This is a genomic window from Hymenobacter puniceus (assembly GCF_014333525.1).
Taxonomy (GTDB): Bacteria; Bacteroidota; Bacteroidia; order Cytophagales; family Hymenobacteraceae; genus Hymenobacter.
Genome location: NZ_JACSCX010000003.1, coordinates 555,273 through 580,318, shown reverse-complemented (window position 1 = coordinate 580,318; position 25,046 = coordinate 555,273). Strand labels below are relative to the sequence as shown.

The 25,046-nt window shown below is 58.5% G+C and carries 22 protein-coding genes; 14 read left to right on the top strand and 8 right to left on the bottom strand.

Translation table 11 applies throughout. From position 1 onward, the window contains the following. The first annotated feature begins 66 nt into the window (after window positions 1–66). Together H8B14_RS11120 and H8B14_RS11115 are read left to right on the top strand one after the other, a co-directional pair. Window positions 67–1,515, top strand: coding sequence for a DEAD/DEAH box helicase (locus H8B14_RS11120; RefSeq protein WP_187315949.1), 1,449 nt, complete (start codon window positions 67–69; stop codon window positions 1,513–1,515). Between the two features lie 208 nt (window positions 1,516–1,723). Next, window positions 1,724–2,215, top strand: coding sequence for a hypothetical protein (locus H8B14_RS11115; RefSeq protein ID WP_187315705.1), 492 nt, complete (start codon window positions 1,724–1,726; stop codon window positions 2,213–2,215). A 156-nt stretch (window positions 2,216–2,371) separates the two neighbouring features. Here H8B14_RS11115 and H8B14_RS11110 read toward each other — a convergent pair whose 3' ends face one another. From H8B14_RS11110 to H8B14_RS11100, 3 genes are all read right to left on the bottom strand, one after another. Beyond that, the gene (locus H8B14_RS11110) at window positions 2,372–2,542 is read right to left on the bottom strand and encodes a hypothetical protein (protein WP_187315704.1); all 171 of its coding nucleotides are present in this window, start codon (window positions 2,540–2,542) and stop codon (window positions 2,372–2,374) included. Window positions 2,543–3,306: 764 nt separating this feature from the next. Beyond that, window positions 3,307–4,113, bottom strand: a complete 807-nt coding sequence (locus tag H8B14_RS11105) for a helix-turn-helix domain-containing protein (protein ID WP_187315703.1) — start codon at window positions 4,111–4,113, stop codon at window positions 3,307–3,309. Between the two features lie 299 nt (window positions 4,114–4,412). Continuing rightward, the gene (locus tag H8B14_RS11100; protein ID WP_187315702.1) at window positions 4,413–6,200 is read right to left on the bottom strand and encodes a L,D-transpeptidase family protein; all 1,788 of its coding nucleotides are present in this window, start codon (window positions 6,198–6,200) and stop codon (window positions 4,413–4,415) included. Between the two features lie 341 nt (window positions 6,201–6,541). On the opposite strand from H8B14_RS11100, the gene H8B14_RS11095 reads away from it, so the two are divergent. Next, window positions 6,542–8,344: a M1 family metallopeptidase gene (locus tag H8B14_RS11095; RefSeq protein ID WP_187315701.1), complete on the top strand. Its 1,803-nt coding sequence runs from the start codon at window positions 6,542–6,544 to the stop codon at window positions 8,342–8,344. Window positions 8,345–8,466: 122 nt separating this feature from the next. Next, window positions 8,467–9,411, top strand: coding sequence for a cyanophycinase (locus tag H8B14_RS11090; protein WP_187315700.1), 945 nt, complete (start codon window positions 8,467–8,469; stop codon window positions 9,409–9,411). A 118-nt stretch (window positions 9,412–9,529) separates the two neighbouring features. Here H8B14_RS11090 and H8B14_RS11085 read toward each other — a convergent pair whose 3' ends face one another. Further along, window positions 9,530–10,519, bottom strand: a complete 990-nt coding sequence (locus H8B14_RS11085; protein ID WP_187315699.1) for an isoaspartyl peptidase/L-asparaginase family protein — start codon at window positions 10,517–10,519, stop codon at window positions 9,530–9,532. A gap of 145 nt (window positions 10,520–10,664) precedes the next feature. Between H8B14_RS11085 and H8B14_RS11080 the strand changes: the two genes are divergently transcribed. From H8B14_RS11080 to H8B14_RS11070, 3 genes are all read left to right on the top strand, one after another. Next, entirely contained in the window at window positions 10,665–11,087 is a 423-nt protein-coding gene (locus tag H8B14_RS11080) for a DUF3127 domain-containing protein (protein WP_187315698.1), read from the top strand. A 221-nt stretch (window positions 11,088–11,308) separates the two neighbouring features. Continuing rightward, a complete protein-coding gene (locus H8B14_RS11075) occupies window positions 11,309–12,184 on the top strand; it encodes an SDR family oxidoreductase (protein WP_187315697.1) in 876 nt (291 codons plus the stop codon). 60 nt (window positions 12,185–12,244) lie between these two features. Next, complete coding sequence (locus tag H8B14_RS11070; RefSeq protein ID WP_187315696.1) at window positions 12,245–12,877, top strand: AlbA family DNA-binding domain-containing protein; 633 nt, start codon at window positions 12,245–12,247, stop codon at window positions 12,875–12,877. On the opposite strand, the gene H8B14_RS11065 is transcribed toward H8B14_RS11070, so the two are convergent. Next, a complete protein-coding gene (locus H8B14_RS11065) occupies window positions 12,874–13,263 on the bottom strand; it encodes a VOC family protein (protein WP_187315695.1) in 390 nt (129 codons plus the stop codon). The genes H8B14_RS11070 and H8B14_RS11065 overlap by 4 nt on opposite strands. 258 nt (window positions 13,264–13,521) lie before the next feature. Continuing rightward, the gene (locus tag H8B14_RS11060; RefSeq protein ID WP_187315694.1) at window positions 13,522–14,055 is read right to left on the bottom strand and encodes a DinB family protein; all 534 of its coding nucleotides are present in this window, start codon (window positions 14,053–14,055) and stop codon (window positions 13,522–13,524) included. 96 nt (window positions 14,056–14,151) lie between these two features. Here H8B14_RS11060 and H8B14_RS11055 point away from each other — a divergent pair, with 96 nt between their 5' ends. The 4 genes from H8B14_RS11055 to H8B14_RS11040 all read left to right on the top strand — a co-directional run bounded on the left by H8B14_RS11055 (window position 14,152) and on the right by H8B14_RS11040 (window position 19,470). Beyond that, window positions 14,152–14,679 (top strand): YkvA family protein, encoded by a 528-nt coding sequence (locus tag H8B14_RS11055; RefSeq protein WP_187315693.1) that lies wholly within the window; start codon window positions 14,152–14,154, stop codon window positions 14,677–14,679. 206 nt (window positions 14,680–14,885) lie between these two features. Next, window positions 14,886–17,138 carry a S46 family peptidase gene (locus tag H8B14_RS11050; protein WP_187315692.1) on the top strand — a complete coding sequence of 751 codons (2,253 nt, stop codon included), beginning with the start codon at window positions 14,886–14,888 and terminating at the stop codon, window positions 17,136–17,138. 62 nt (window positions 17,139–17,200) lie between these two features. Further along, window positions 17,201–17,815, top strand: coding sequence for a hypothetical protein (locus H8B14_RS11045; RefSeq protein ID WP_187315691.1), 615 nt, complete (start codon window positions 17,201–17,203; stop codon window positions 17,813–17,815). 368 nt (window positions 17,816–18,183) lie between these two features. Further along, window positions 18,184–19,470: a metal-dependent hydrolase family protein gene (locus tag H8B14_RS11040; protein ID WP_315984821.1), complete on the top strand. Its 1,287-nt coding sequence runs from the start codon at window positions 18,184–18,186 to the stop codon at window positions 19,468–19,470. A 111-nt stretch (window positions 19,471–19,581) separates the two neighbouring features. On the opposite strand, the gene H8B14_RS11035 is transcribed toward H8B14_RS11040, so the two are convergent. Beyond that, window positions 19,582–20,337, bottom strand: a complete 756-nt coding sequence (locus H8B14_RS11035; RefSeq protein ID WP_187315689.1) for a glycosyltransferase family 2 protein — start codon at window positions 20,335–20,337, stop codon at window positions 19,582–19,584. A 189-nt stretch (window positions 20,338–20,526) separates the two neighbouring features. On the opposite strand from H8B14_RS11035, the gene H8B14_RS11030 reads away from it, so the two are divergent. After that, window positions 20,527–21,393: a LysM peptidoglycan-binding domain-containing protein gene (locus tag H8B14_RS11030; protein ID WP_187315688.1), complete on the top strand. Its 867-nt coding sequence runs from the start codon at window positions 20,527–20,529 to the stop codon at window positions 21,391–21,393. Window positions 21,394–21,564: 171 nt separating this feature from the next. On the opposite strand, the gene H8B14_RS11025 is transcribed toward H8B14_RS11030, so the two are convergent. Beyond that, a complete protein-coding gene (locus H8B14_RS11025) occupies window positions 21,565–22,443 on the bottom strand; it encodes an SDR family oxidoreductase (RefSeq protein WP_187315687.1) in 879 nt (292 codons plus the stop codon). A gap of 242 nt (window positions 22,444–22,685) precedes the next feature. Between H8B14_RS11025 and H8B14_RS11020 the strand changes: the two genes are divergently transcribed. Both H8B14_RS11020 and H8B14_RS11015 read left to right on the top strand, forming a co-directional pair. Continuing rightward, on the top strand, window positions 22,686–23,549 hold the full coding sequence (locus H8B14_RS11020; protein ID WP_187315686.1) for a Rossmann-fold NAD(P)-binding domain-containing protein: 864 nt from the start codon (window positions 22,686–22,688) through the stop codon (window positions 23,547–23,549). Between the two features lie 20 nt (window positions 23,550–23,569). Continuing rightward, window positions 23,570–24,832 (top strand): BaiN/RdsA family NAD(P)/FAD-dependent oxidoreductase, encoded by a 1,263-nt coding sequence (locus H8B14_RS11015; RefSeq protein ID WP_315984820.1) that lies wholly within the window; start codon window positions 23,570–23,572, stop codon window positions 24,830–24,832. Window positions 24,833–25,046: the final 214 nt, after the last annotated feature.

The following is a 25,046-nucleotide window of genomic DNA, read 5'->3' as shown; positions in this document are numbered from 1 at the left end:
GTTCTATGGCACATCCGATAGTTTAGCCGCCCCCGTTGGCGGCTCCGTTTTTCCTTTTTCCGTTTGATGATCTTCGACGACCTTAACCTTATTGAGCCTATCCTGCGTGCCCTGCACGAGGAAGGCTACACTACCCCCACGCCTATTCAGCAGCAAGCCATTCCGCAGGTACTGGAAGGCCACGACCTGCTGGGTGTCGCCCAGACCGGCACCGGTAAAACCGCTGCTTTCACGGTTCCGATTCTGCAGATTCTGCACCAGACGGCCCAGGTAGAGCGCCATGCTCCCGGGCGCATCCGTTGCCTGGTGCTCACGCCTACCCGCGAGCTGGCCATCCAGATCGGGGAAAGCTTTAAAGCTTATGGCCGCCATTTGCCTAAGCTGCGCTCCACCGTCATCTTCGGCGGCGTCGGCCAGCACCCGCAGGTGCAGATCCTCAAGCGCGGCGTTGAGGTGCTTATCGCCACGCCCGGCCGCCTGCTCGACCTCATGAACCAGGGCTTCGTAGACCTGCGCCACGTGGAAGTGTTTGTGCTGGATGAAGCGGACCGCATGCTTGACATGGGCTTCATTCACGATATCAAGCGCATTCTGCCCAAGCTGCCGGCCTCACGCCAGACGCTGTTCTTCTCGGCCACCATGCCCGGCCAGATTCAGGAGCTGGCTTCCAGCATCCTGCGCCCCAACCCGGTGAAGGTGGCCGTAACGCCCGTTTCAAGCACCGCCGACACGGTTACGCAGGGCGTGTACCTGGTAGATAAGAACGACAAGCCGGCGCTGCTGGAGCACGTGCTGCAAAACCGGGAAATCCGCCGCGTACTGGTGTTCACGCGTACTAAGCACGGCGCCGATAAAGTGGTGAAGACGCTGGAAAAGGCCAACATTCCGGCTGAAGCCATCCACGGCAACAAAAGCCAGAACCACCGCCAGCGGGCTCTGAGTAACTTCAAGGCCGGCACCACCCGCGTGCTGGTTGCTACTGATATTGCCGCTCGCGGCATCGACGTAGATGAGCTGACCCACGTTATCAACTACGAAGTACCCAACGAGCCCGAAACCTATGTGCACCGTATCGGCCGGACGGGCCGCGCCGGGGCCTTTGGCACGGCTTTCACATTTGTGGAAGATGAGGAGCGCGCGTACCTGCAGGATATCCAGAAGCTGATCCGCCGTCAGATCGACCTGATTGAGGACCACCCTTATACCACTCGCTCAGTGGCGCCGGTGTTGCTGCACGGCGGGGCCCCCATCAAGCGGCCCAAAGGCCCGGCAGGCCGTCCGGCGCGGCCCGGCCGCGAAGGCGGCGGTGGCCAGGGTGGCGGCCGTGCACCCCGCCAGGGACAGCAGTCCGGCGCCCCGCGTGGCGGCCAGGAGCGGAGTGCCAGCGGCGGCCACCGTAGCAGCTCCGCGGCTTCGTCGCGGCCCGCTGGTGAGCGGACGCCCGGCAGCAGCCAGGGCTCTGGCTCGGGCCAGCGCCGCTTCCGTGGCGGCAACGGCGGCGGACGCCCGCAGTAGCCTGACCTGAGCAGTAGCTACTGCTGTCTTATATAAAGAGCTAAGAAAGGGGTGGCTCCAACGATTTGTTGGGGCCACCCTTCTTTTGCTGGGGCAGTACCAGCCGAATGGCGCTACCAAACAACAGCTTTAAAACAAAATCCCGCGCTGCCGAATTATAAAGCCGGTGGCGCCGTTGCCACGCCGTACTCTTCAGCCTTTCGTCCTTATGGCTCAACGCACTCTTGCTGTCATTCAGGCCCTGCGCGACACGGCGCACCGCCTGGCTACTCAGGCTCCCTACCAGTGGGGGCACATGGGCAGTTGCAACTGCGGCCACCTGGCCCAGACGGTTACCCAACTCACCAAAGCCGAAATCCATGCCCGGGCCATGCAGCGCTACGGCGACTGGGAGCGGCAGCTCACGGACTACTGCCCCACCAGCGGCCTGCCCATCGACCAGACTATTGACGAGATGCTGGCCGTTGGCTTCACTCGCACCGACCTGGCGCATCTGGAACGTCTCTCCGACCCGCTTATCCGGCGGGCCATTCCGTTTGAGCGCCGCAACGCCCTGCGCCACAACCAGCGCGACGACGTGGTACTGTACCTGCGCACCTGGGCGGCTTTGCTCGAAGATGAGCTACTGGCTACCATCGCCCTGCCGCATCTGCTACCGGCACCACCAGTACCCACGCAACCGCAATACGCAGGAGCCTAGAGTTCCTGTTACCGGCCACGACATACAGCAACGCCCCATCTGACCTGAGTCGGATGGGGCGTTGTATTTTATATCGAATGGCACCGACGTAGCGAGGAGCACCGAAGCCGCCGTCGGACACTAGGGCTGACTACCGGGCGGTACCTGAGGCCGCTATTAGTAGTTAACGTTGCTGCGTTGCGCTTCACGGTATCCTTCGGCGCGGTGGTTGCGCTTGTATTCCGCATCAGCGTTGGGGTCTTTCTCGGCGTCGGGGGCTTGCGAGCAGGAAGTTAGGAACAACGGCGCGCTGGCGGCAAGCAGGAAGAGCAGGCGGATTTTTTTCATAGCCCAAAGATAAGCAGCAACCCGAAAATCCCCAACTCACTAGCAACTGGTGTTTCTGCAGTTACTCTCAGTATTCTGTACTACCAAATATGCCTGGACTTTGCATCCACGGCTATCTACCAAGGAATACTTTACATAAGTAAATAACATCTCTGTACGGCTGCTTTTGCTGGAGCTGAATGCCATACAGCTCCAGCAACGGCTGAGCCTTCTACAACCAATACCAGCTGCGCTACCATCTACTGTGAGCCACTCATTGCACCTTGCGAAATGCCAGTTACAGGGTTAGAAACCCGGCTGTGCTCCTGATAGTACCATTAGCATCTCTAATTATGTTAGCTGTTTGAACCTCGGAACATATATAACTAAACAACTTTCGCACATGGTTAAGTAATTTAGTATGAACCCAGCAAAAGAACATGCTTGTCAAAGACAACCAAATAATAAAACTAATTCATGCCTAGCAAGCACCAAATACACAGAAAGTTAAACTTTAAATATTAATCACATTGCACTGATATACAGACTATTAAAAATAAAATACATGTTCATTATAGCAAATATAAACATTTATTAATATTATAAATTAATCCACATACAACCAGTCAAAAAAGATCCAATTATTCCGGTGTTGACAAGCTTGTTGCGCCATCTGATTCGCCATTTGTTAGGGCACTGACAAATTGCACTTCTTTTGCTTTTTCAGCTGGCAATGTCTCTGCAGAAAGTGTTCTGGCTTATTATAGCAGTAGGCTGTTGAATTATTAGCCGCGCGGCTCTGGCTGGTAATCAGTGAACGTACCATCCTGATAGAAAATCACGATCCGGCGGATTAGTTTGCCCGGTTCAGCCAAAGCGCCTGCTAAAGACTTGTCTATCGATTGAGCAGATGCGGCACCATTGGTTTTGGCAACTGTAGTCTCAGTTGGCTGCGACAACAAAATGTCTGGCTGTTGACGCACTGACTCCTGTGCATCAGCAGCTGCAAAACCGGGTGGCACAGCGGGCGGGCTGGCCGGCATACTAGTAGCCCCTGTAGGCACTGCGGCAGTAGTTGCCACATCTAAAATGCGGGGCATATGAGCAGATGATGCGTAGCCCAAAGGCGCCGCTGTTGCACGTTCAGCTTCCGGGTGGTTTACCATTACTGATGGTGCATGCTGCGGTTTGTAGCGGGGCGCTTTGGCGGCTTTATGCGTGTGTGCCGGGCTTGGTGGTGTATCAACTGGTGCTTCAATTGGGGCATTTACTGGCGCATCAGCAGGAACTGCGCTTTGAGCTATGGTAGTAGTACTTGTAGCGGGAGGGGTAGCTCCAGCCAGCATACTACCGGCTCCCTTAAGTAGCCAGTCAAGTGACAACTGCGGGAATGCTGCTAGGATCTTCTGTACTACTTCCAGGCTAGGCTTATTACGTCCACTCAGAATATGGCTGATAATGGGTCGGGCTACCCCAATACGGTCCGCAAACTGTGTTGGAGTTAGCTGATCTGCCTGCAGCAGTTCTTTAATACGTTCTACCATGTCGATACTATATTTGATTACAAATGTACAACAATTACAGCCGAGCAAAGCACCCAGACAGTCATAGGAACATTTGCAACTTACGTAAGTGCGCCGAACTTTTAGATCACAAATGACACACTGGTTATCCACTGTTTACATATGTATAACATATGTAAACAGAATAATCCTTTATACAAGAGGCTGCAATCCGTCTGCTTCAACATATTACTATCTGGCGGCTGCCTTGGTTATACAGGCATTTGGTCTTACTTGAAACTAATAGGCAACAAAAAAGCCCCACCTGCCGGAAAGGCAAGCGGGGCTTTTTTGTTGCCTGTAGGAGGCATCAACCAATACCTCTGGGGCTAGTTGAAATACTCCTTGGCTAGTGATTTATCATGCCCATAAATATCGTCGCGGAAGTTGACATTGCCGGCTTCATCCACCCACGAAGTGAAGTATACCAAGTATACCGGTACGTGCTTCGGCAGGCTCACGTAAAGTTCTTTGCGGCCGGCAATCGTTTCTTCGATCTTGGTCATGTCCCAGCCGGGCTTGTTGCGGAGCAGGTATTCGGCTAGTTTCAGCGGCTCGGCTACGCGCACGCAACCATGGCTGAAGCCGCGCTTGGCCTGGCTGAACAGCTCGTCGTGGGGCGTGTCGTGGAGGTATACATCATTGGAGTTTGGGAAGATGAACTTTACGTCGCCGAGGTCGTTTTTAGGCCCCGGGCGGCGACGCAACGTGTACTTCCAGGTGGCAGGCGTGAGGCTGGCCCAGTCGATGCTGTTCGGATCAACGGGGGTTGCTTTGGCCCCCGACCCTTTCACCACTTCCATGTCGAGGCGGTCGAGGTAGGACTGTGCATCGGCGGCCAGCTTCGGGCGCATCTCTTTGTCGATGATGCTGTACGGCACGTTCCAATAGGGCGCCAGCACTACATACTCCATTTTGTCGGAGAAGACTGGTGTAGCGTTGAGGGCCTTGCCCACAATCACCCGCATATCAAAAACCTCTTTATTTCCTTCGACTACGTGCAACTTGTAATCGGGAATATTGACGAGCAGATAGTCCGGTTCAAACTTCTTTGGAATCCAGCGCCAGCGCTCCATGTTCAGGATAAGCTGGTCGATGCGCTGGGCAACCGGCACGTTCAGCAGACGCAGGGTTTCCCCGGCTACTATCGCGTCGGGGCTGAGGCCGTTCTGGCTCTGGAAGGCCTTTACGGCCTGCACTAGCTCAGCATCATATTTCTCGACTGGCGCAGCAGTAGCTGGTGCTGGAGTCGTGGAATTGTTGGCCACTGTACGAGTTGGCGTCTCAGAAGCACTGGCGGTAGCCGCTGGGGTTGCATCTGGCGCGGGCTTAGTGCCCAGCAGGCGCTGGCGCAGCGTGGCTACGGCCGGAGCAGCCTGCCCGGGCTTGAGCTTGGTAGTGGCGGGAAGTGTGGGCCAGCCACCGTTGCGTTGCAGTGTGCGGTAGTCAGCTAAGGCTTTTTTCAGCTGCTCATACTCAGGGTGCAGAGGCTCGAATTCGTAGTAGGGGTACGTACTTTCCCGCTCCTGCAGAATGGTCATCAGGGCTTTGTGCAGCTTTATTTTATTGCGCTTCACCTGCCAGTCGATTGACTTTACCGCACGCGGATCAACTGTTCCCCGGTAGAAGTCGGAAGCCCAGTTGAAATACGTGCCGGACAGCGCCACATCAATTTCCTTCTCCAGCGCGTTACGCTTAACAGAATCGCCCTGAACAGCCTCCAAGTCAGCGAATAGCTTGTCGAAGTCTTTGGTTTTGTATTCTTTAGGGTCTAGGCCTTCCGCAGCCGCGTTGTTGATAACGCCAAGCATCGTCTTGGCTTGTGGCACCAGGGTATGATTGCGGAACCACCCCAAACGGAACTGACGCTCACGGTAAAACTTCTTGGCCCACACTACCTGATCCTTAAATTTAGGCTCGGCATTCATGGCACGCACCACATACACGCTGTCAAGAGTGGGCTGCGGACCACCGGCTTTGGCCGGTGTGCCGGGCAGGGCTTCCCTTAGCTGGTCTTTCTGCTCTTGGCTGCACGAAGTGGCAGAAGCCAGCATCGTGAGGCTCATGAGCCAGAACAACAAGGTGGAAAAGAAAGCCGGACGGAACGGTGAATTCATGCAGATAAAACGAGAATAGGAGTACAGACAAGTATTGGCAAAACAGGTAGCGAAACCCCTGTTTTACTCAACTGCGCTTTTAACTGCATTACGGAACGATAAGTTGCCCCGCTGCTGCGGCTCCTACAGGCGGCAAGTTACTTGTTTTGCCAATACATTCGTTTGAGGTCATTACTTCTCCAGGGGCTTTTTCGCGCTGGCCGCAGCAACCCCACATATCACGCAGCCTGATAGCCACTCCCACCTCAGCTATTCCCCCATACTGTTTAGGCTATCTTTGCTTTCTATTTGCTGCTGTTGTTTGCTGCTGACCGGTAGTAGCTCATTCCGTTTTTCGTTTTATGCCTGCACCCGTTTCAACTTCTCACCTCACTACTGATCCGCACAGCTACGCCCGGCCGCTGGAGGTTAGCGTCCGGCACCTGACCCTGAGTCTGGCCGTCGACTTTGATGACCGGTTGCTGCGGGGCACGGCTACCTGGCAGCTGCAAAACGCCGGCGCCACCGAGCTGCTGCTCGACTCCCGCGACCTGCGGATTGAGGCCGTATGGCTGGGCACCCCGGACGGCGGCGAGCCTACTACGTTTGAGCTTGGCGCACCGGATGCTGTGCTGGGCCAGCCTCTGCGTATTCGCATCCAGCCCGACACCACAGCGGTCAGCATCCGATACCAGACGGCCCCCGGCGCAGCTGCTCTGCAGTGGTTGAGCCCTGAGCAGACAGCAGGCCGCCAGTATCCGTTTCTATTCACTCAGTCGCAGGCTATTCTGGCCCGCACCTGGATACCGTGCCAAGACTCGCCGGGTATCCGCTTCACCTACGAGGCGCAGGTGCATGTGCCGGCGCACATGCTGGCTTTAATGAGTGCCACTAATCCGCAGGAGCGCAACGCCACCGGCCAGTACCGCTTCCGCATGGACCAGCCCATTCCGGCCTATCTCATGGCGTTGGCCGTTGGCGACCTGCAGTTCACACCGCTGAGTGCCCGCACGGGCATCTATGCCGAGCCCGTGACGCTGCCCGTAGCAACCAATGAGTTCAAGGACCTGGAAAAAATGGTATCTACTGCCGAGGACCTTTACGGGCTCTACCGCTGGGAACGGTACGATTTGCTGGTGCTCCCCCCCTCCTTTCCGTTTGGAGGCATGGAGAATCCGCGTTTAACATTTGTAACGCCTACCATCCTGGTCGGCGACCGTAGCCTGACCAGCCTGGTGGCTCATGAGTTGGCGCACTCTTGGAGCGGCAACCTCGTAACAAATGCCACCTGGAATGACTTTTGGCTAAACGAAGGCTTTACCGTCTACTTCGAACGGCGGATAATGGAGCAACTCTACGGCCGGCCTTACGCCGACATGCTGCAGGTTCTGGGTCACTCCGCTTTGCTCCACACCGTGGCAGAACTCGGCGCCACCAGCCCCGACACCCACCTACACCTCAACCTGGCCGGGCGCAACCCCGACGAAGGCCTCAACGAAATTGCCTATGAGAAGGGCGACTACCTCCTGCTTACCCTTGAACACCTAGTAGGCCGGCCTGCCCTCGACACCTTTATTAAGGACTACTTCGCGCGGCACAGCTTTCAAAGCATGGACACGCCTTCGTTCTTGACCTACTTGCGGCATGAGCTACTCAACCAGCACCCCGGCCTGGAGGAAAAGCTCCAACTGGATGCCTGGGTACACCAGCCCGGCATTCCGGCCGTGGCCCCACCCGTATTCTCCCACCGGTTCGAAGCCGTGGCCGGTGCACTAGCGGATTGGCAAAAAGGCTGCCCCGCCACCCGCCTTCCTACCACAAACTGGAGCAGCCACGAATGGGTGTATTTTCTGCACAGCCTGCCGGCCTCTCTGTCCACTGACCAAGTAGCCGAGCTTGATGCCGCTTTTCACTTCACTCAGTCTGGCAACGCCGAAATCCTGGCCGCCTGGTTTCCGCGCACCATTGCAGCAGGCTACTCCCCTGCTGATGAAGCCCTGCATCAATTTCTCACCCAGGTAGGACGGCGCAAATTTCTGGTACCGCTCTACAAGGCCCTGCTGGCAACGCCCGCTGGCGCATTACGGGCCCGCCAGATCTACGACAAGGCGCGGCCCAATTATCATTCCGTCGCAACCAGCACTTTCGACGTATTGTTACTGTAGGCTACAACGGGTGGCCGTCAGCCTTGGCCGGTGGGCATCACCCTTTGTACTGGCCCGAAGCTTGCTACCAGCGGGCCGGGGTGCCATATTCCATTTTTTTCCTTTTGTTGATTTCTGTTTTGATGACCTCCAAACCACTCGGTAAGCTCATTGCCATTGGCGGCAACGAGGATAAGGGTACTTACCCAAACCCGCGTACCAAGAAAAAATATTACCTCAACTTCTTTGAGCTAGGCATTCTTAAACGGGTAGTGCTGGAATCAGGCAAGGAAGACCCGCGCATTGAGGTGATTACCACCGCTTCCATGATTCCGGAAGAAGTGGCCCGCATCTATATATCCTCGTTCACGATGCTCAATTGCAACAACGTGAACATTATGGATATTCGGACACCTGAGGATGCCCGCCAACCCGAATACCTGGAGCGTTTGCGCCAGGCCGATGTAGTGATGATGAGCGGTGGCAATCAGTCGCGCCTCACCCAAATGTTTGGCGGCTCGGAGTTTCTGCAGATTCTGCGGCAGCGCTACTATGAGCAGCCTAACTTTATCATTGCCGGAACATCGGCTGGCGCTATGGCCATGTCCAAAACCATGATCAAGGGTGGCAGCGTGCCGGATGCGCTGATGAAAGGTGCCGTGAAGATGGGTATCGGCCTGGGCTTGATCGACAGCGTGGTGATTGACTCGCACTTTGTAAAGCGTGGCCGGTTTGGGCGAATTATTGAGGCGGTGGCTTTACACCCCAAGCTAATTGGCATCGGCCTAGGTGAAGACACAGGCGTGCTTATCACGGAAGGCAACCAGCTGGAAGCCATTGGCTCAAATCTGGTAGTAATTATGGACGGTCATAAGCTGGAGCATAACAACGCCCCGGCTGCAAAGAAGGGCGAAGCCATTTCTATTGAGAGCATGCTGCTGCACGTGCTGGTGAAGGGCAACCTCTACGATGTAAAGCAACGCGAATTCTACCCCGACCTGAAACTACGCCTGCAGGCAGCCGAATCGGTGGAGCTTACCGCCAACCAGGATGCTAATGCCTCGGCAGTAGTTCCGAGTAATACCTAACTTGTTGCTGAATAAGTGAAAAGGCCTCCTAAACTGTACGTTTAGGAGGCCTTTTCGCGGTATATAAGTTCGGCCAGGCTACTCCTTATATATATAGGCACGCAAAATGGCCACGCGGTTAGTCTTTGTATATCCCCAGATAGAGGCCGGCGGAAGCACTGATGCTGCCGCGGTACATGCCCTCGGAGTTGAAAGGCAGTGCCACATTGCCGGCGGCATCCACCGCCACTAGGCCACCTTCGCCTCCCACGGGCGCCAGCTTGTCGTGCACCACCACCCGGCAGGCTTCCGCCAGACTCAGGCCCCGGTATTCCATCAGGCAGCTGATATCGTGGGCCACTACGGCGCGCAGGAAAAACTCACCGTGCCCGGTGCAGCTGATGGCGCAGGTACTGTTGTCGGCGAAGGTACCGCTGCCGATGATGGGTGAGTCGCCGATGCGGGAATAGCGCTTGTTGGTCATGCCGCCGGTGCTGGTGGCCGCGGCTAGGTTGCCCTGCTGGTCGAGGGCCACGGCGCCTACAGTTCCCATTTTCTTTTTCGGATCTTCTGTAAAAGCACCAGGCTCTACAATAGGCGCGTCGGTCTCAGGGAGCACAGGTACTGAATGATCGAGGCGCATGCGGCCTTCCTGCAGGGCCTCCTGTAGCTGGTCGTAGCGGTGTTGCGTGAAAAAGTATTCCGCTGGCTGCAGCGGCAGGCCATGCTCCTTTGCCAGCTCGTCGGCACCGGGATACGCCAGCAGCACGTGGTCGGTCTGCTCCATCACAAGGCGGGCCGCACGGATGGGGTTTTGCACGGCACGCGCCCCGGCCACAGCACCCGCGGCGCGGTTGCGCCCGTCCATGATGGCCGCATCCATTTCATGATGCCCATCGTGGGTGAAGACGGCTCCACGGCCAGCATTAAAGAGTGGGCAGTCCTCAAGGCTGCGCACGGCGGCCTCCACAGCATCGAGGGCTGGGCCGCCCTGGCGCAAAACGGTGTGACCAGCCTCTAGGCTTTGGCGCAAAGCAGCCAGATACGCCTGTTCTTTTGCAGGCGTCATGAGCTGGCGGGAAATAGTACCGGCTCCACCGTGGATGGCCAGGGCAAAAGGAATGTTCATGGGCAGGCAGACGAAAATAAATATGAGGTCGTAAGGCAAAGGTACGTAGGCTGCTGCGCCCCGGGCTTGCTAAGACAGCTAGCCGGAACCCATTTTTTTTCGTACGTTTGATCTACTGTTTTCACCCCTCCAAAATATACCCCTTATGGCTTACGATGCTACCGGCCGCCTGCACGAAATCTTCGATGAACAGCAGGTGAGCGAGAAATTCCGCAAGCGCGAATTCGTGCTGGAAGTTGTAGATGGCCAGTACCCTGAGCATATCAAGTTCCAATTGGTGCAGGATAAAACTGCCCTTATCGACCCGTACAAAGTAGGTGACGAAGTGAAGATTGCCTTCAACCTGCGTGGCCGTGGCTTCAACAAAAATGGCCAGATGCTGTACTTCACCAACCTGGAAGCCTGGCGTATTGAGTCGGCTGCCGGTGGTGCTTCGGCACCGCAGGGTGGTGGTAATTTCCAGCAGTCTGCTCCCCGGGCTGCCGCACCGGCCCAAAACCAGAACCCGAATCTGCGCGCTTCCTCGGCTCCAATTGCTTCGGACGACGACAACGACCTGCCGTTCTAACTCAGAACGCCCAGTGCTTTTGCAAATGCCGCTCCCCGCATAGGAGCGGCATTTTTGTTTTGCCGTCTGGCACAGGCATGACACTGGCGGGCCGGCTGCGGCCGGGTGATTACTGGCAGAGCAATGAATTACCTGATAAAACTTCCGGAGGGTGTTTTTCCGTTACTACCGTCAGCGCCCATTCTATTCTCTTCTGCTATCCACTGCTTGCTCTGCTACGCATGGTTGTTTCTTCTCCTTCTTCTCTTCAGCACAAAACGGTGTTGGTTACGGGAGCTACCTCCGGCATTGGCCTGGTGACGGCCCGTGAACTGGCCCGGCAGGGCGCCCGCGTGCTACTGGTTGGGCGCAACGCCGATAAGGCCGAGCAGGCCCGCGCGAGCATCCTGGCTGCCGTGCCCGATGCGGCCCTCGACGTGCGCCTTTCCGACCTTTCGCTGCTGGCTAACGTACGCAGTCTGGCCGCCGATATTCAGCGTGACTATCAGCAGCTGGACATTCTGGTGAATAATGCAGGCATCATGCCCGGCCCACTTACCATCACCACCGAAGGCCACGAACTGAGTTGGGCTACCAACCACCTGTCGGTATTTGCTCTTACCAATCTGCTGCTGCCGCTGCTGACCCAGGCAGAAGCCGGGCGTATCGTTACGGTATCGTCGGAGGCGCACTGGCTGGGCGAGATTGAGTTTTCACAGGAAGCACGCAATGCCCCCGACAACTACAGCTGGCTCACTGCCTACGCCGACTCGAAGCTGGCCAACATTCTGTTTACCAATGAGCTGGCCCACCGGCTGGAACTAACCGGCGTGACAGCCAACTGCCTGCACCCGGGCATGGTGGATACCGGCCTTGTGCACGCTGGTAGCTCCTGGGGAATGAAGGCATTGTGGTATCCGGCCAAGCCATTCATGATTTCACCAGAGCAGGGTGCGCGCACCAGCCTCTATCTGGCTACTGCGCCAGAAGTGGCCCGTGTAAGCGGCGCCTACTTCAAAAACACCCGGCCGGGCCGTTGCTCGGCCCGCTCGCAAAGCCGTATGGATGCTTCACGCCTCTGGCGCATTTCAGAAGAGGAAACCGGCGTAAGTGCCTAAGCCATTAGCATCTGCCGTCCTGACCGGCACCCGTTAGCGTACGCACCATTTCTACTTTTCATGACTGATTTAGAGCAACTTATTCGGCAGGGCGAGGGCGAGCGACTGGAATTCAAGAAGAAAACCACGCATCCGTCGCGCATTTCGCGCACGCTGGCGTCGCTGGCCAACACCCACGGCGGGCGGGTGCTGGTGGGCATAGAAGACGATGGCCGCATTGTGGGCGTGCGCGATGCAGAAGAGGAAATATACCTGCTCCGCCAGGCCGCTATGCACTACGTAGAGCCAGCGCTGGCGCTAAGAATTCAGGAAGTTGAACAGGATGGTCTGACGGTGCTTATCGTAATGGTAGCCGAAAGCCAGCACAAACCTCATCGGGCGCAGGTAGCTGAAGGCGACTGGCGCAGCTACGTGCGGGTGCGCGACGAAAGCGTGCAAACCAGCCAGCTTACCGAGAAGGTGCTGCAGCGCCACGATTCGCTGGAACTACCGCGGCTGGAAAAGCTCCCCCTCAACCACGAGGAGCAGGCCGTGCTCGACTACCTCCAGAAGAATCCGCGCCTGACCCTCAACCAGTACATGAAGCTGCTGAACCTGGGACGCCGCCGCGCTTACCGCACCCTCATCAAGCTCACGCTCCACGGCTACATCAAGCACCACGACAAAGAAAAGGAAGTGTATTACACGCTCTAAGCCGGCTCCAACAAGTCCCAGAGGTTTCCATATAAATCACTGAATACCAGCACCCAGCCATAGGGTTGCTGTACTGGCGGGCGCACAATGCGCACCTGCGCGGCCAAGAGCTGCTGATAGTCGCGCTGCAGGTTGTCGGTGTAAAGAAACAGCGCCACCCGGCCGCCGGTCTGGCTGCCGATGCAGTACATCTGCTCCGGCGTAGCGGCCTGCGCCAGCAGCAGTTCGGCGCCGCCGGGGCCGGGCGGCGCCACGCGCACCCAGCGTTTCTGGTCGTTCAGGCGCGTGTTTTCCAGTAATTGGAATCCCAGCTTTTGAGTATAGAATTCGATGGCCTCGTCGTATTCAGCCACGACCAGCGTAACGAGGGCAATACGTTGCGGCATCAGGTGAAATAGAAAGGGGATTACGCAGCAGGAGGTTCGTCTGTGGCAGACGAACCTCCTGAAATACTAGTCCTGCTGACGGGCCTTCAGCGCTTTCTTTTCTTCTTTGGCGGCCTTCTTCTCTTTGGTCGTCTTGGTGGGTTCTTTCTTCTTTTCCTTGCGGGGTTCCTGGGCTTTGGCCATGATGGGATGAGAAATTAAGGGTGAGGACTTGAGGAAATAACGCAGCCGCCGGCCGGCGTGTTGCCCGCGGGCTGGCTACGCCGCCAGCTGCGGCAGGTAGCGCTCCTGCAATATATGCAGATGATGGGCTTCGTGCCCCGCTAAAATATAGGCCAAGGCCCGCACGCTCACCGGCTGGCCGCTGGCCGTGCCCTGCCGGCTTACCGTTTCGGCCGTCACGGATTCCAGCAAGCTCAGCGAAGCGGCCCGCACTGTGTCGTACTCGTGCAGAATATCAGCCAGCGGGCGGGCATCGGCGCCGGAGGCCGGCACGTAGTCGTCCTGCTCGAAGCCGGGCAGCGGGGTATTGTCGCCGCGGACGATGCGCAGCGCCCGATACGCAAAGATGCGCTCCGTATCCACCATGTGCACCAGCGACTCCTTGATGCTCCACTTGCCAGGCGCATAGCGCAACAGGGCCTGCTCTTCAGTGAGGCTAGCAAGCAGGCGGCGCAGCTCCTGCGGCTGGGCGCGCAGTGCCGCCAGCGGCTCGCCAGCTATCAGCCGGACATAGGTGTGGTAGAAGGGGGCGTATTCGGTGGCGGCGGGTGGGGTGCTGAACGGGTTCATGGGGCAAACCTAGCTATTTTCCGGTTTAAGAGCTGTGGGGCTATAACTCCCACTTGCATGCCTTCGTACAGGCACTACATTTAATTTCTCTCACCTATGTCTTCTCTTCTCGAAAAAGGACTTTCGATTTCTAAAAACGCCGTTTTCAGCGTGTTCATGAACCGCGCCGGCCGGCTGCTGGGCCGCCCCTTTAAGGTGGTGCTGGTGCTGAACGAAGTAGCCAACAAGCTCGCCAGCAAAGAAAGCGGCGACAACAAGTTCAAGCAGGTATTCGACGTGGGCCGCACGCTGGTGCGCCTGGTGCGCAACTACGTGAGCGGCGACTACCGCCAGGTGGAAACTAGCACCGTGGTATCGGCGCTGGGCGTGCTGCTCTACACCCTTTCTCCCGTGGATCTGGTGCCCGATTTCGTCCCTGTAGTCGGTTTCCTCGACGATCTGGCCCTGATCAGCTGGTTTATCGAGAAGTTCCAGGGCGAAATTTCTCGTTTCCGTGAGTGGGAGAAAACCCACGCCGCCGAAGAAACCAACGACATTCCGGCCGCTTCTTCCAAGCCAGCCTACGCCGCCTCCAACACCAACACCGAAAACGCCCCCGCCGTGGCGGAAATGGGCCACTCCTGAGAATCACGGATTCACACGGATTTTCTGCGGACTTCACAGACTTTGTGGACGACTACCCTTGCAGCGCCCGGCCTTTGGCCGGGCGTTTTTTTGTTGGAGTATAGCGGCCCACCCAACGGAGTGCTACATAAAATAACGTCTGCATCCAAACTGCCGGAGCCGTACTTTTGCCTTCCACCTTCCCCACCCATTTCTATCCCATAGCTATGCGTCCAACCCTCCGCCAGGCCCTACTGGCTCTACTGCTGCTTATGCTTGCGGCCCCGGCCCGCGCCGATGAAGGCATGTGGCTGCCCCTGCTGCTCAAGCAACTCAACGAGGCCGACATGCAGAAAAAGGGCCTCAAGCTCACGGCCGACCAGATTTACAGTATCAACCAGGGCAGCCTCAAGGACGCCGTGGTGCAGTTTGGCGGCGGCTGTACTGGCGAAATCATCAGCAACGAGGGATTGCTGCTCACCAACCACCATTGCGGCTACGGCCAGATTCAGCAGCATTCGTCGGTGGAGCAGGATTACCTGACCAAAGGCTACTGGGCCATGGACCGCAGCCAGGAACTCACCAACCCCGGCCTCACGGCCACCTTCATCATCCGGATGGAAGACGTGACCGGGCAGGTGCTGGCTGGCGTGCCGACTGCCAACATTGCCGAGGCCGACCGCGAAAAGCTGGTGCAAACCAACATCCAGCGCATCAGCCAGGCCGCCGTGCAGGGCACCCACTACCAGGCATTTATCCGGCCGTTCTACAATGGCAACGAATACTACATGTTCGTGACCGAGGTGTTCCAGGACATCCGGCTGGTGGGCGCCCCGCCGAGCAGCATCGGCAAGTTTGGCGGCGACACCGACAACTGGGCCTGGCCCCGCCACACCGGCGACTTCAGCATCTTCCGCATCTACGCCGGCCCCGACAACAAGCCCGCGCCATACTCGGCGCAGAACGTGCCCTTCAAGCCGCGCCACCACCTGCCCATCTCGCTGGCCGGCGTGCAGCCCGGCGACTTCACGCTGGTGTTCGGCTTCCCCGGCCGCACCAACGAGTACCTCACCAGCTGGGGCGTCGATGAGGTGTATTCCGTCTCGAACCCGGCCAAAATCAAGGTGCGCGACGCCCGTTTGCGCGTGCTCGACGCCGACATGAAAGCCTCCGACAAAGTGCGCATTCAGTACGCCGCCAAGTACGCCGGCATTGCCAACTACTGGAAAAAGTGGATCGGCGAAAACCGCGGCCTCAAGAAGCTGGACGCCGTGCGCGTGAAGCAGGAGCAGGAAGTGCAGTTCCAGCAGTGGGCCAATTCCGGCGACGAAGCCCGCCGCGCCGCCTATGCCCCCTTGCTGCCGCAGTTGCAGAAGCAATACGCCACCGTGCGCGACTACACCCTGGCCCGCGACTACGTAACGGAAGCGGCCCTTGGTATTGAGCTGATTGCCTACGCCAACAGCCTGCTCCCGCTAGCCGAAATGGCTGACAAAGCCCCGGCCGCCGAGCTGGCCGCCGCCGTAGACAAAGCCCGCGGCGGCACCACCAACTTCTTCAAAAACAGCACTCCCGCTACCGACCAGAAAGTGGCCGCGGCCCTGCTGCCGCTGTACGCCAACGGCACGCCGCCCACCTTGCTACCTGCCTATGTGAAGACTTTGCAACAGCAATACGCTGCCAAAGGCGGCTGGAACGCCTACGTAACCCAGCTCTACGGCAAGTCGCGCCTGACCTCGGAAGCCGGGGCCCAAGCCGTGCTCAATGAAGTGGCGAAAGGCAATGCCCGCGCCCTGCTCGACGACCCGGCTGCGCAGCTCGCCTCGGCCATCGTCGGCAATTACCGCACGGCCATTCTGCCCACTTACACCGCCGCCACCGACCAGATTGCGCTGCTCCAGCGCACCTACGTGGCCGGTTTGCGCCAGCAGCAAACCACTCGTAAGTTCTACCCTGACGCCAACTCCACCCTGCGCGTGGCCTATGGCCAAGTGCAGCCCTATGCCCCCGCCGACGGCACGAAGTACGACTTCTACACCACCCTCGATGGCATCATGGAGAAGGCCGACCCCACCAATCCTGAGTTTGAGGTGCCGGCTCGCCTCGCCGAGCTGTACAAAAACAAGGATTACGGCCCCTACGCCTACAAAGGCACCGTGCCAGTAGCTTTCATTGCCACCAACCACACGACGGGCGGCAACTCCGGCTCGCCCGTCATCAACGGCCGCGGCGAGCTGATCGGCACCAACTTCGACCGCAACTGGGAAGGCACCATGTCCGACATCATGTTCGACCCCGACCGGGTGCGCAACATCACGCTGGACGTGCGCTACATGCTGTTCGTGGTCGATAAATTCGCCGGAGCCGGCCACCTCGTGAAGGAAATGACGCTGGTAGGCGCCTCCGACGCGGCCGCGCCGACGGATGGCAAGAAGGTGAAAAAAGTGAAAGTCAAGAAAAAGGAAAAGGCAGACGCTTAGCCTTCTTATTGTTCGCTATCTGAATACCCGGCTGTACATTCGGCCGGGTATTTCTTTTATACATGACTATCACCAATCTATTTCCGCAGCTACAAGCCATCGTCCGCGACCTGCGCTACAAGAGCAGCGATATTTCAATCCGCTACTCTGAGTCGGTAGTGATAATGCGGGCGGCCACTGCAGCCCCCGCGCAACAGCAGCATACTTTATTAGCTGGTGTGGCGGCTTTCTGTTTTATCGGCTGGTTCACGCTTTATAGCCATGAATATATGTTTGGTGCGTTCGGAGTGCTTATGCTCGCCTGGCACTTCTATAAATTATACCGGCCTAGTTATGATACAAAGATGCTGCGTCTGCAGAATGAGGTGGTCTTTGACAACGAGCTTCAGCAGGTACTGGTCGAGCACCTGCACCCATACTACCGCGAAAAAGTAGTTGAACAGGAGACATTTGCTTACTCTGAAGTCCTGGAAATTGGGATGTTACGCCAACGCAGAAGGGCTGGTGACCATAGCCATTTATATGGTCAGCTGTTTTTAACCTTGACAGATGAGTCCCGCTGCTTTTTGCTGGAAGTAGAAGATATAAGAATTGCCAACAACCTGGTCTACGCACTGCAACAGCTGGTTGGGTTGCCAGCGCCACCGCCGGAAGAGAAGCCCTGGTATCTTGTTTAATTGCCAATGCAACTCATCAATAGCGTGTACTCGCTCACAATTACCATCTCACTCCCGACACTTGGCTTCTACCAAAACTGCAGCTATTAGTGGGCTACTTATGGGTAGACGCAGTGTCTTTTACAGGCGCGCCGGCCGCCAGCCGGCAGACCACGTTCCGGATTAGGGAGCATCTGACAGGTAGCCTGGGTTTCGGAGCGGCTAGCAGCCGCTTCGAGTTGGAGCCGGTATATCATCCGCTGCTGCCTAGGGTGACAGCTACCGCTTAGATGAGCGTTGGCTCTTAGTAGGGAATGCTCTGCTGGAAGTTTTCCATTAGCTGCGAAACCAGCCGTAGCTTTCGCCTCTCTCACCTACTTCTGCTGCCCGTGTTACGTCCACTGTTATTTGCCGGCCTGCTACTGACGGTTTCACCTGCTTCTCTTTCTCAAAAGCCGCAAACGCCCGCCACATCAGCTACCGTGCTGCTCCTGTTGCGCCCCGCTGCTGTCTTCGACGGCGAAACGCTGCACCCTGGCTGGGCCATACTGATAGAAAACGACCGGATACGAGCCGTTGGCCCGGCCGCGCAACTACCTGCACCGGCGGGAGCACGCACCTTGGAACTGCCGGGCCTCACGCTGCTGCCCGGCCTGATCGAAGGACACAGCCACCTGCTGCTCCACCCCTACAACGAAGCGCCCTGGAACGACCAGGTGCTGCTGGAATCGGAGGCGTTGCGCGTGGCCCGCGCCACCGCCCACGCCCGCGCCACGCTGGCTGCCGGCTTCACCACCATCCGCGACCTGGGCTCGGAAGGCACCGGCTACGCCGATGTGGGAGTCAAGCAGGCCATTGAGTTGGGACTGATTCCGGGGCCGCGTGTGCTGGTAGCTACCCGGGCGCTGGTAGCCACCGGCTCCTACGGCCCCAAGCTCTCGGCCAACGTGGACGTGCCCCAGGGCGCGCAGGAAGCCGACGGCCCCGAAGGCGTGGTGCGGGCCACCCGCGAGCAAATCGGCAAGGGCGCCGACATCATCAAAGTGTACGCCGACTACCGCTGGGGCAAAGACGAACCCAGCCGCCCCACTTTTTCGCAGGAGGAGCTGAACCTGATTGTGCAGACCGCCAACAGCGCCGGCCGCCCCGTAGTAGCCCACGCCAGCACGCCCGAAGGCATGCGCCGCGCCACGCTAGCTGGCGTCCAGACTATTGAGCACGGCGACGGCGGCACGCTGGAAGTGTTCAGGCTGATGAAACAGCGCGGCGTAGCCCTGTGCCCTACCGTGGCGGCCGGCGACGCCACCGCGCAATACAAAGGCTGGCGCAAAGGCCAGGACCCCGAGCCCGAGAAGATCCAGCAGAAGCGACTGAGCATGAAGGCGGCCCGCCAGAGCGGCGTGCAACTGGCCTACGGCGGCGACGTCGGCGTATTTGCCCACGGCGACAACGCGCGCGAAGCCGAGCTGCTAGTGCGCGAATACGGTTTCACGCCACTGGAAGTACTACGCGGCTTCACCAGCGGCAATGCCCGCATCTTCCAGCTCCCCGACCGCGGCCGCCTGCAACCTGGCCTCCTCGCCGACCTCGTAGCCGTGCAAGGCGACCCCACCCAAGATGTGGCCGCGCTGCGGCAGGTACGACTTGTGCTGAAAGGTGGCGTAGAAGTGAAGTAGAACGGAGTGACACTCCGTCCTGGCGCGCCAGCGCCAAGTTGGAGCCGCGCCAAACTGCCCCTACGCGTCGCTTGCCACTATGCGGCAAAACATAGTGTCACTCCGTTCTACTTACGGCCGCTCTATTCCCATTTTCTGCAGCTGCTCCGCATACTGGTCGTAAATCACCCGCAAATCATTCGCGTGCTTGTTGGCGTCCACCCCGATGCTCACGTTGCTGGTGTGGAAACGGTGCAGATGGCTGATGTGGGGCGAGAGTACCGGCAGATGCCCGGCCAGCAAAAATCGCACGTACAAGTCCAGGTCCTCCGCCATGCTGATTTCCTCGCTGTAGCCGCCCACTTCCTCGAACAGCGCCCGGCTGTAGCACACGTTGCCCTGGATAAAGTGCTCGGCCCGGAAGATGGCGCGCAGCATATCGGCAGGCGTTTCAAACTTCCAGGCGTAGTAGTCCTCGCCGGGCATGTAGCGCTTTTCTTCGTCTACGCGCAGGAAATCGGCCACAAACCAGGCCTGGCCGGGGTGGCGCTGCACGAGGCCGGCGTAGTTATACAGGCAGCGTTGCAGCAGCAGGTCGTCGTCGTCGAGGGGTACCAGCCAGCCGTCGGCGGGAGTGTCTTGGATGAGCAGGTTGCGGGCGGGGCCGGGCAGCAGCTTGGTGGCCTGGCTTACCACCCGGATTGCGGAATGGTCGTGGCCGGCGGCGTCGCGCAGCCAGGCGGCGGTATCGTCGGTGGAAGCGTTTTCGCAGATCAGATGCTCGAATTCAAAATCCAGGGGAGCCGAAACGGAAGCTTGAACGCTGGCTACTGCCTCAGGCAGAAACTGGCGACGGTTGTGGGTAGGCGTAATAACTGTGAAGCGCATGGTGTGGTGCTTGAAAGAAAAGGTGCGTTGGTTATTCCGGTTTTAGGGCGAAAAAGTTGCCGAACCGTCCTCTACCCCCCAACTCCAATCTGTTACGCGGCATTACGGTCCTATCCTTATCTTGCTGCTTGTTCCGGCCCGGTTTATGCGTAGCGGCCAACCGACTCTACGATTTTGCCCACCTGCTTCATGACGCGTTTTACCCGGCTTTCGGCCGCTTCTTTACTGCCAGCCGTGGCGCTGGCCGCCGCTTCTTTCTCCCCGGCTCCCGCCGCCGACCGCATTACCACCGAGCAGCTCCTGAGCCGGCTCACCACTTCCATCGAAAACCTGAAAACCCTGCGCTGCAACGTGCGCGCCCAGGAACGCCTGACGGGCGGCAGCTACCAGCAAGCCCGCACCGCCATGAAAATGACGTTCAGCCCGTTTCGAGTGTACCTGAAAAACGCCAAGGGCATTGAGGTGCTCTGGGTGACGGGCCAGAACGACGGCGACGCCTGGGTGTATCCCAACAGCTTCCCCTACGTGACGCTGAGCCTGGACCCCGAAGGCGCAGTGATGCACAAAAACCAGCACCACAGCGTACTGGACGCCGGCTACGGTACCATCACCGACCTGATCCGGGGCTCCAGCCAGCGCCGCGACCATAGCTTCGAGAAAAGCTTCCGCTACGCTGGCGACACCACCGTGGCCGGCCGGCCCTGCTACCTGCTGCGCGCCGATTTCCCGCAGTTCCGCTACGTATCGTACAAAGCCGTGGCCGGCGACACCCCAAAACGCATTGCCGATAAGTTTGGCTGTGGTGAGTACCGCGTGATGGAGCGCAACAACCTGTCGCCCGGCGAAAAAGTAGAAGCCGGCCGCACGCTGCAGGTACCCAACAGCTACGGGCGCCGCACCCTCGTCTGCGTCGACCAGAAGCTTATGCTGCCCCTGGTCGTGCAGGTGCACGACGACAAAGGCTTGTTCGAAAAGTTTGAGTTCAGCGACATAGTCGCTAACCAGCCCATTCCCGCCGCTGAGTTCACGAAAGGATTTCCGGGATACAAGCTTTAATCACGGATTTCCACGGATTTTACGCGGATTACACGGATTTTGTAGTCGATTGCCGTTCACTTAAAATAAAGAGGCTTGCCAAACGGCAAGCCTCTTTTTATGTATTATGGTCAAACAATGCGGAATAGCGCCGACTACAAAATCCGCGTAAAATCCGTGGAAATCCGTGATTTATCGGCGCATGGCTTTTTCAATCTCATCCCACATCGGGGCCGGAATAGCTTCGAGCTTGTTGAACTCGCCGGCGCCGTTGAGCCACTCGCCGCCGTCCAGGGTCACAACTTCGCCGTTCATGTAGGCCGAGAAATCCGACACCATGTAAGCCGCCAAGTTGGCCAGTTCCTGGTGGTCGCCGACGCGCTTGAGGGGCACGGAGGCCGCCGGATCGAGCTTTTTGGCCAGCGGCTCCGGAAACAGGCGGCTCCAGGCACCTTCCGTCGGGAATGGGCCGGGCGCAATGGCGTTGGAGCGGATACCGTACTTGGCCCACTCCACGGCCAGCGAGCGGGTCATGGCCAGCACGCCGGCTTTGGCAGCAGCCGAAGGCACCACGTAGGCCGAGCCTACGGAGGCATAGGTCGTGACGATGTTAAGGATGGTGCCGGGCTTTTTGTCGGCAATCCAGCGCTTACCAAAGGCCAGCGTGCAGTTGTAGGAGCCGCGCAGCACGATGTCCACTATCACGTCAAACGCCTTATGGCTCAGGCGCTCCGTAGGGCTGATGAAGTTGCCGGCCGCGTTGTTGAGCAGCACATCCACGCCGCCAAACGTGTCGATGGTGCGCTGCAGCATGGCTTCCACTTCGTCGTACTTGCGCACGTCGCACTGCACAGCCAGCACATTCTGGTTTTGGGTTTGCTCACGCAGCTCGGCGGCTGTTTTCTCCAGCACGTCCAGCTTGCGGCTGCTGATAACTACGTTGGCCCCCAGTTCAAGAAAATAAGTAGTCATGGCGCGCCCCAGGCCAGTGCCGCCGCCCGTCACGACGATGGTTTTACCTTGGAGTGCATTGTCGCGAAGCATAGGCTGAGCGTACGGATGAGCTGACATAAAGCAGAAGAATGGAAGGTGGGAAAGAAAGAATTTCAGCAGCCGGCTGAAGCAAAACGCAGCCTACGTCGCTGAATATTGCAAAAAACTAATTTTCACAATCTGAGTCGTTTGGTTTTTCAGGCCAACCGGCGGGCAAGTTCAAAAAAACTCCTAACATAGCCTCGGGTACGCTACTTCAGCAGGCCGCCTGCGGAGGCCTTTGCCGCTCCACGCAGGAAAATTCCGCACCTTTACCCTCGATGCCAGACTCCTCACATTCTGCTCGCCCCACCCCTACAACCGTTGCCGTGCTCGGCTGCGGCTGGCTTGGGCTGCCCCTGGCGAAGGCCCTGGTGGCTGAAGGCTATGCCGTAAATGGCTCCACTACCACGCCCACGCACATGCTCACGCTGCGCGACGCAGGTATTCGGCCCTATTTGCTGCGCCTGGGCCCGGAATTTTCTCAGATCGATGCCGACTCGCTGCACGCGCTGCTGGCCGGCGTGGATGTGCTGGTGCTGAACGTGCCGCCTCGTGCCGCCGCTGCCGGGGCCTATCCGGCCTTGCTGCGCCCGGTGGGCTCGGCGGTGGCGGCAGCCGGCGTGCGGCACGTGCTATTCGTAAGCTCCACCGGCGTCTATCCCAACGAGGACCGGCTGATGCACGAATCAGACGCCGTTTCATCGCCGGATGCTCCCGGTGATTTGCTGCGGGCCGAAGGACAGTTTACCCCGCGCTGGGGCCAATGGCTGACAACGGTGGTGCGCCTGGGTGGCCTGTTCGGCCCCGACCGTCCGCCGGGCCGTTTCCTGGCAGGGCGCCACAACCTGCCGCAGGCCAATGCCCCCGTCAACCTTATTCACTTAGACGACTGTATTGGGCTGTTGCAGCACATCATTCGCGAGAAAGCCTGGGGCTACACCTTCAATGCCTGCGCCAGTCACCATCCGTCGCGCCGCGCATTCTATACAGCCGCCGCCGCGCATCTTGGCTTGCAGGCTCCAACCTTTCAGCCGGAAGGCACCCAACAAAGCGGCAAAACCATCGACAGCACGCTTTTGCGCGAAACCACCGGCTACCAGTTCCAGCACGACGATTTGCTGGCTGCCCTGGAACACTGTTGATCTGTGCGTAAATTTGCACCGTGAAGGATATCAATTCGACGGTGGCAGTGTTGGGTGGCGGAGCAGCCGGTTTTTTTGGGGCTATTGCCTGCGCCGAGGCCAACCCGCACCTGACAGTGTATCTGATAGAAAAAACGGGCAAGCTGCTCAGTAAAGTGCGGATTTCGGGTGGCGGCCGCTGCAACGTGACGCACGCCGCCGATACGCCGGCGCAGTTGGTGCAGCACTACCCGCGCGGGGCCAAGCAGCTCAAAGAGCCTTTCCGGCAGTTCGATGCCCAGGCCACCATCCAATGGTTTGCCAAGCGCGGCGTGCTTCTCAAGACCGAGCCCGACGGCCGTATGTTCCCGGTCACTGATTCTTCGGAAACCATTGCGCAGTGCTTGCTGGAAGCCGCGCGGCAGGCCGGGGTGCGCATCCTCACCCAGACTTCACCCGAGCTGATCGAAGGCCTGCCGGCAGGTGGCTTTCGGTTGCAGCTCACAGGTGCTCACGCCGGCGAAATGCACGTAGCACGGCTGCTGATTGCCACGGGTGGCGCCCCCAAATCCGAGCAGTACGACTGGCTACGAGGCTTGGGCCACACCATTGCGGCCCCGGTTCCCAGCTTGTTCACCTTCAATGTGCCGTCCTCGCCGCTACGCGAGCTGCCAGGAGTGAGCGTGCCGCTGGCGCGCGTGCGGGTGGCCGGCGAGAAGCTGGAATACGAAGGCCCGGTGCTCGTAACGCACTGGGGAGTGAGCGGACCGGCGGTGCTCAAGCTCTCGGCCTGGGGTGCCCGCCGCCTCCACGAGCTCAACTACCAAAGTACGGCCCTCATCAACTGGGTACCAGCGCACACCGAAACCACGCTGCGTACCTGGCTGCACGAGTACCGCGAGCAGAACAGCCGTAAAGTAGTAGCTTCCAATCCGCTGTTCGGGCTGCCGCAGCGCCTGTGGCGCACCCTCACCGACCAGGCCGGCGTGGAGCCCGAAGTGCGCTGGAATGAGCTGCCAGCCAAACCCCAAAACCGCCTCATTGAGGCACTGCTGAACACGGCCCTCACTGTGCGCGGCAAAACCACTTACAAAGACGAATTTGTAACCTGTGGCGGCGTAGTGCTCAGCGAAATTGACATGAAAACCATGGAAAGCCGCCGCGTGCCGGGCCTGCATTTCGCGGGCGAGGTACTGGATATTGATGGTATAACGGGCGGCTTCAATTTTCAGGCGGCCTGGACCACCGGCTACCTGGCTGGCCAGGCGGTGGGCAAGCTGATGCTGGCAGCACAAACGGCGTAATGAGCTGTAAAGCTTCAATTTGCCAGTGCAATGCCTGGCTTTAGAGCAGTAAAATTTTGCGCCGCTTGGTTGAATAGTTACTCCCTGCTATCAGGAAGAGCTTTATCCCAAGCTATTCGAGGCATAACATTTTAAGCCATTGGCCACCTAACCGGGGAATGGTGCTCCTTCACTGTGCTGCAACCTTGCAGCACTTTTGGCAGTAAAGGAAGCC

What these genes read in the sequence shown, in the direction of transcription:
- H8B14_RS11120 (WP_187315949.1), top strand. Translation starts at nt 67, where the DNA reads ATGATCTTCGACGACCTTAACCTTATTGAGCCTATCCTGCGTGCCCTG.
- H8B14_RS11115 (WP_187315705.1), top strand. Translation starts at nt 1,724, where the DNA reads ATGGCTCAACGCACTCTTGCTGTCATTCAGGCCCTGCGCGACACGGCG.
- H8B14_RS11110 (WP_187315704.1), bottom strand. Translation starts at nt 2,542, where the DNA reads ATGAAAAAAATCCGCCTGCTCTTCCTGCTTGCCGCCAGCGCGCCGTTG.
- H8B14_RS11100 (WP_187315702.1), bottom strand. Translation starts at nt 6,200, where the DNA reads ATGAATTCACCGTTCCGTCCGGCTTTCTTTTCCACCTTGTTGTTCTGG.
- H8B14_RS11095 (WP_187315701.1), top strand. Translation starts at nt 6,542, where the DNA reads ATGCCTGCACCCGTTTCAACTTCTCACCTCACTACTGATCCGCACAGC.
- H8B14_RS11090 (WP_187315700.1), top strand. Translation starts at nt 8,467, where the DNA reads ATGACCTCCAAACCACTCGGTAAGCTCATTGCCATTGGCGGCAACGAG.
- H8B14_RS11085 (WP_187315699.1), bottom strand. Translation starts at nt 10,519, where the DNA reads ATGAACATTCCTTTTGCCCTGGCCATCCACGGTGGAGCCGGTACTATT.
- H8B14_RS11080 (WP_187315698.1), top strand. Translation starts at nt 10,665, where the DNA reads ATGGCTTACGATGCTACCGGCCGCCTGCACGAAATCTTCGATGAACAG.
- H8B14_RS11075 (WP_187315697.1), top strand. Translation starts at nt 11,309, where the DNA reads ATGGTTGTTTCTTCTCCTTCTTCTCTTCAGCACAAAACGGTGTTGGTT.
- H8B14_RS11070 (WP_187315696.1), top strand. Translation starts at nt 12,245, where the DNA reads ATGACTGATTTAGAGCAACTTATTCGGCAGGGCGAGGGCGAGCGACTG.
- H8B14_RS11065 (WP_187315695.1), bottom strand. Translation starts at nt 13,263, where the DNA reads ATGCCGCAACGTATTGCCCTCGTTACGCTGGTCGTGGCTGAATACGAC.
- H8B14_RS11060 (WP_187315694.1), bottom strand. Translation starts at nt 14,055, where the DNA reads ATGAACCCGTTCAGCACCCCACCCGCCGCCACCGAATACGCCCCCTTC.
- H8B14_RS11055 (WP_187315693.1), top strand. Translation starts at nt 14,152, where the DNA reads ATGTCTTCTCTTCTCGAAAAAGGACTTTCGATTTCTAAAAACGCCGTT.
- H8B14_RS11050 (WP_187315692.1), top strand. Translation starts at nt 14,886, where the DNA reads ATGCGTCCAACCCTCCGCCAGGCCCTACTGGCTCTACTGCTGCTTATG.
- H8B14_RS11045 (WP_187315691.1), top strand. Translation starts at nt 17,201, where the DNA reads ATGACTATCACCAATCTATTTCCGCAGCTACAAGCCATCGTCCGCGAC.
- H8B14_RS11035 (WP_187315689.1), bottom strand. Translation starts at nt 20,337, where the DNA reads ATGCGCTTCACAGTTATTACGCCTACCCACAACCGTCGCCAGTTTCTG.
- H8B14_RS11030 (WP_187315688.1), top strand. Translation starts at nt 20,527, where the DNA reads ATGACGCGTTTTACCCGGCTTTCGGCCGCTTCTTTACTGCCAGCCGTG.
- H8B14_RS11025 (WP_187315687.1), bottom strand. Translation starts at nt 22,443, where the DNA reads ATGTCAGCTCATCCGTACGCTCAGCCTATGCTTCGCGACAATGCACTC.
- H8B14_RS11020 (WP_187315686.1), top strand. Translation starts at nt 22,686, where the DNA reads ATGCCAGACTCCTCACATTCTGCTCGCCCCACCCCTACAACCGTTGCC.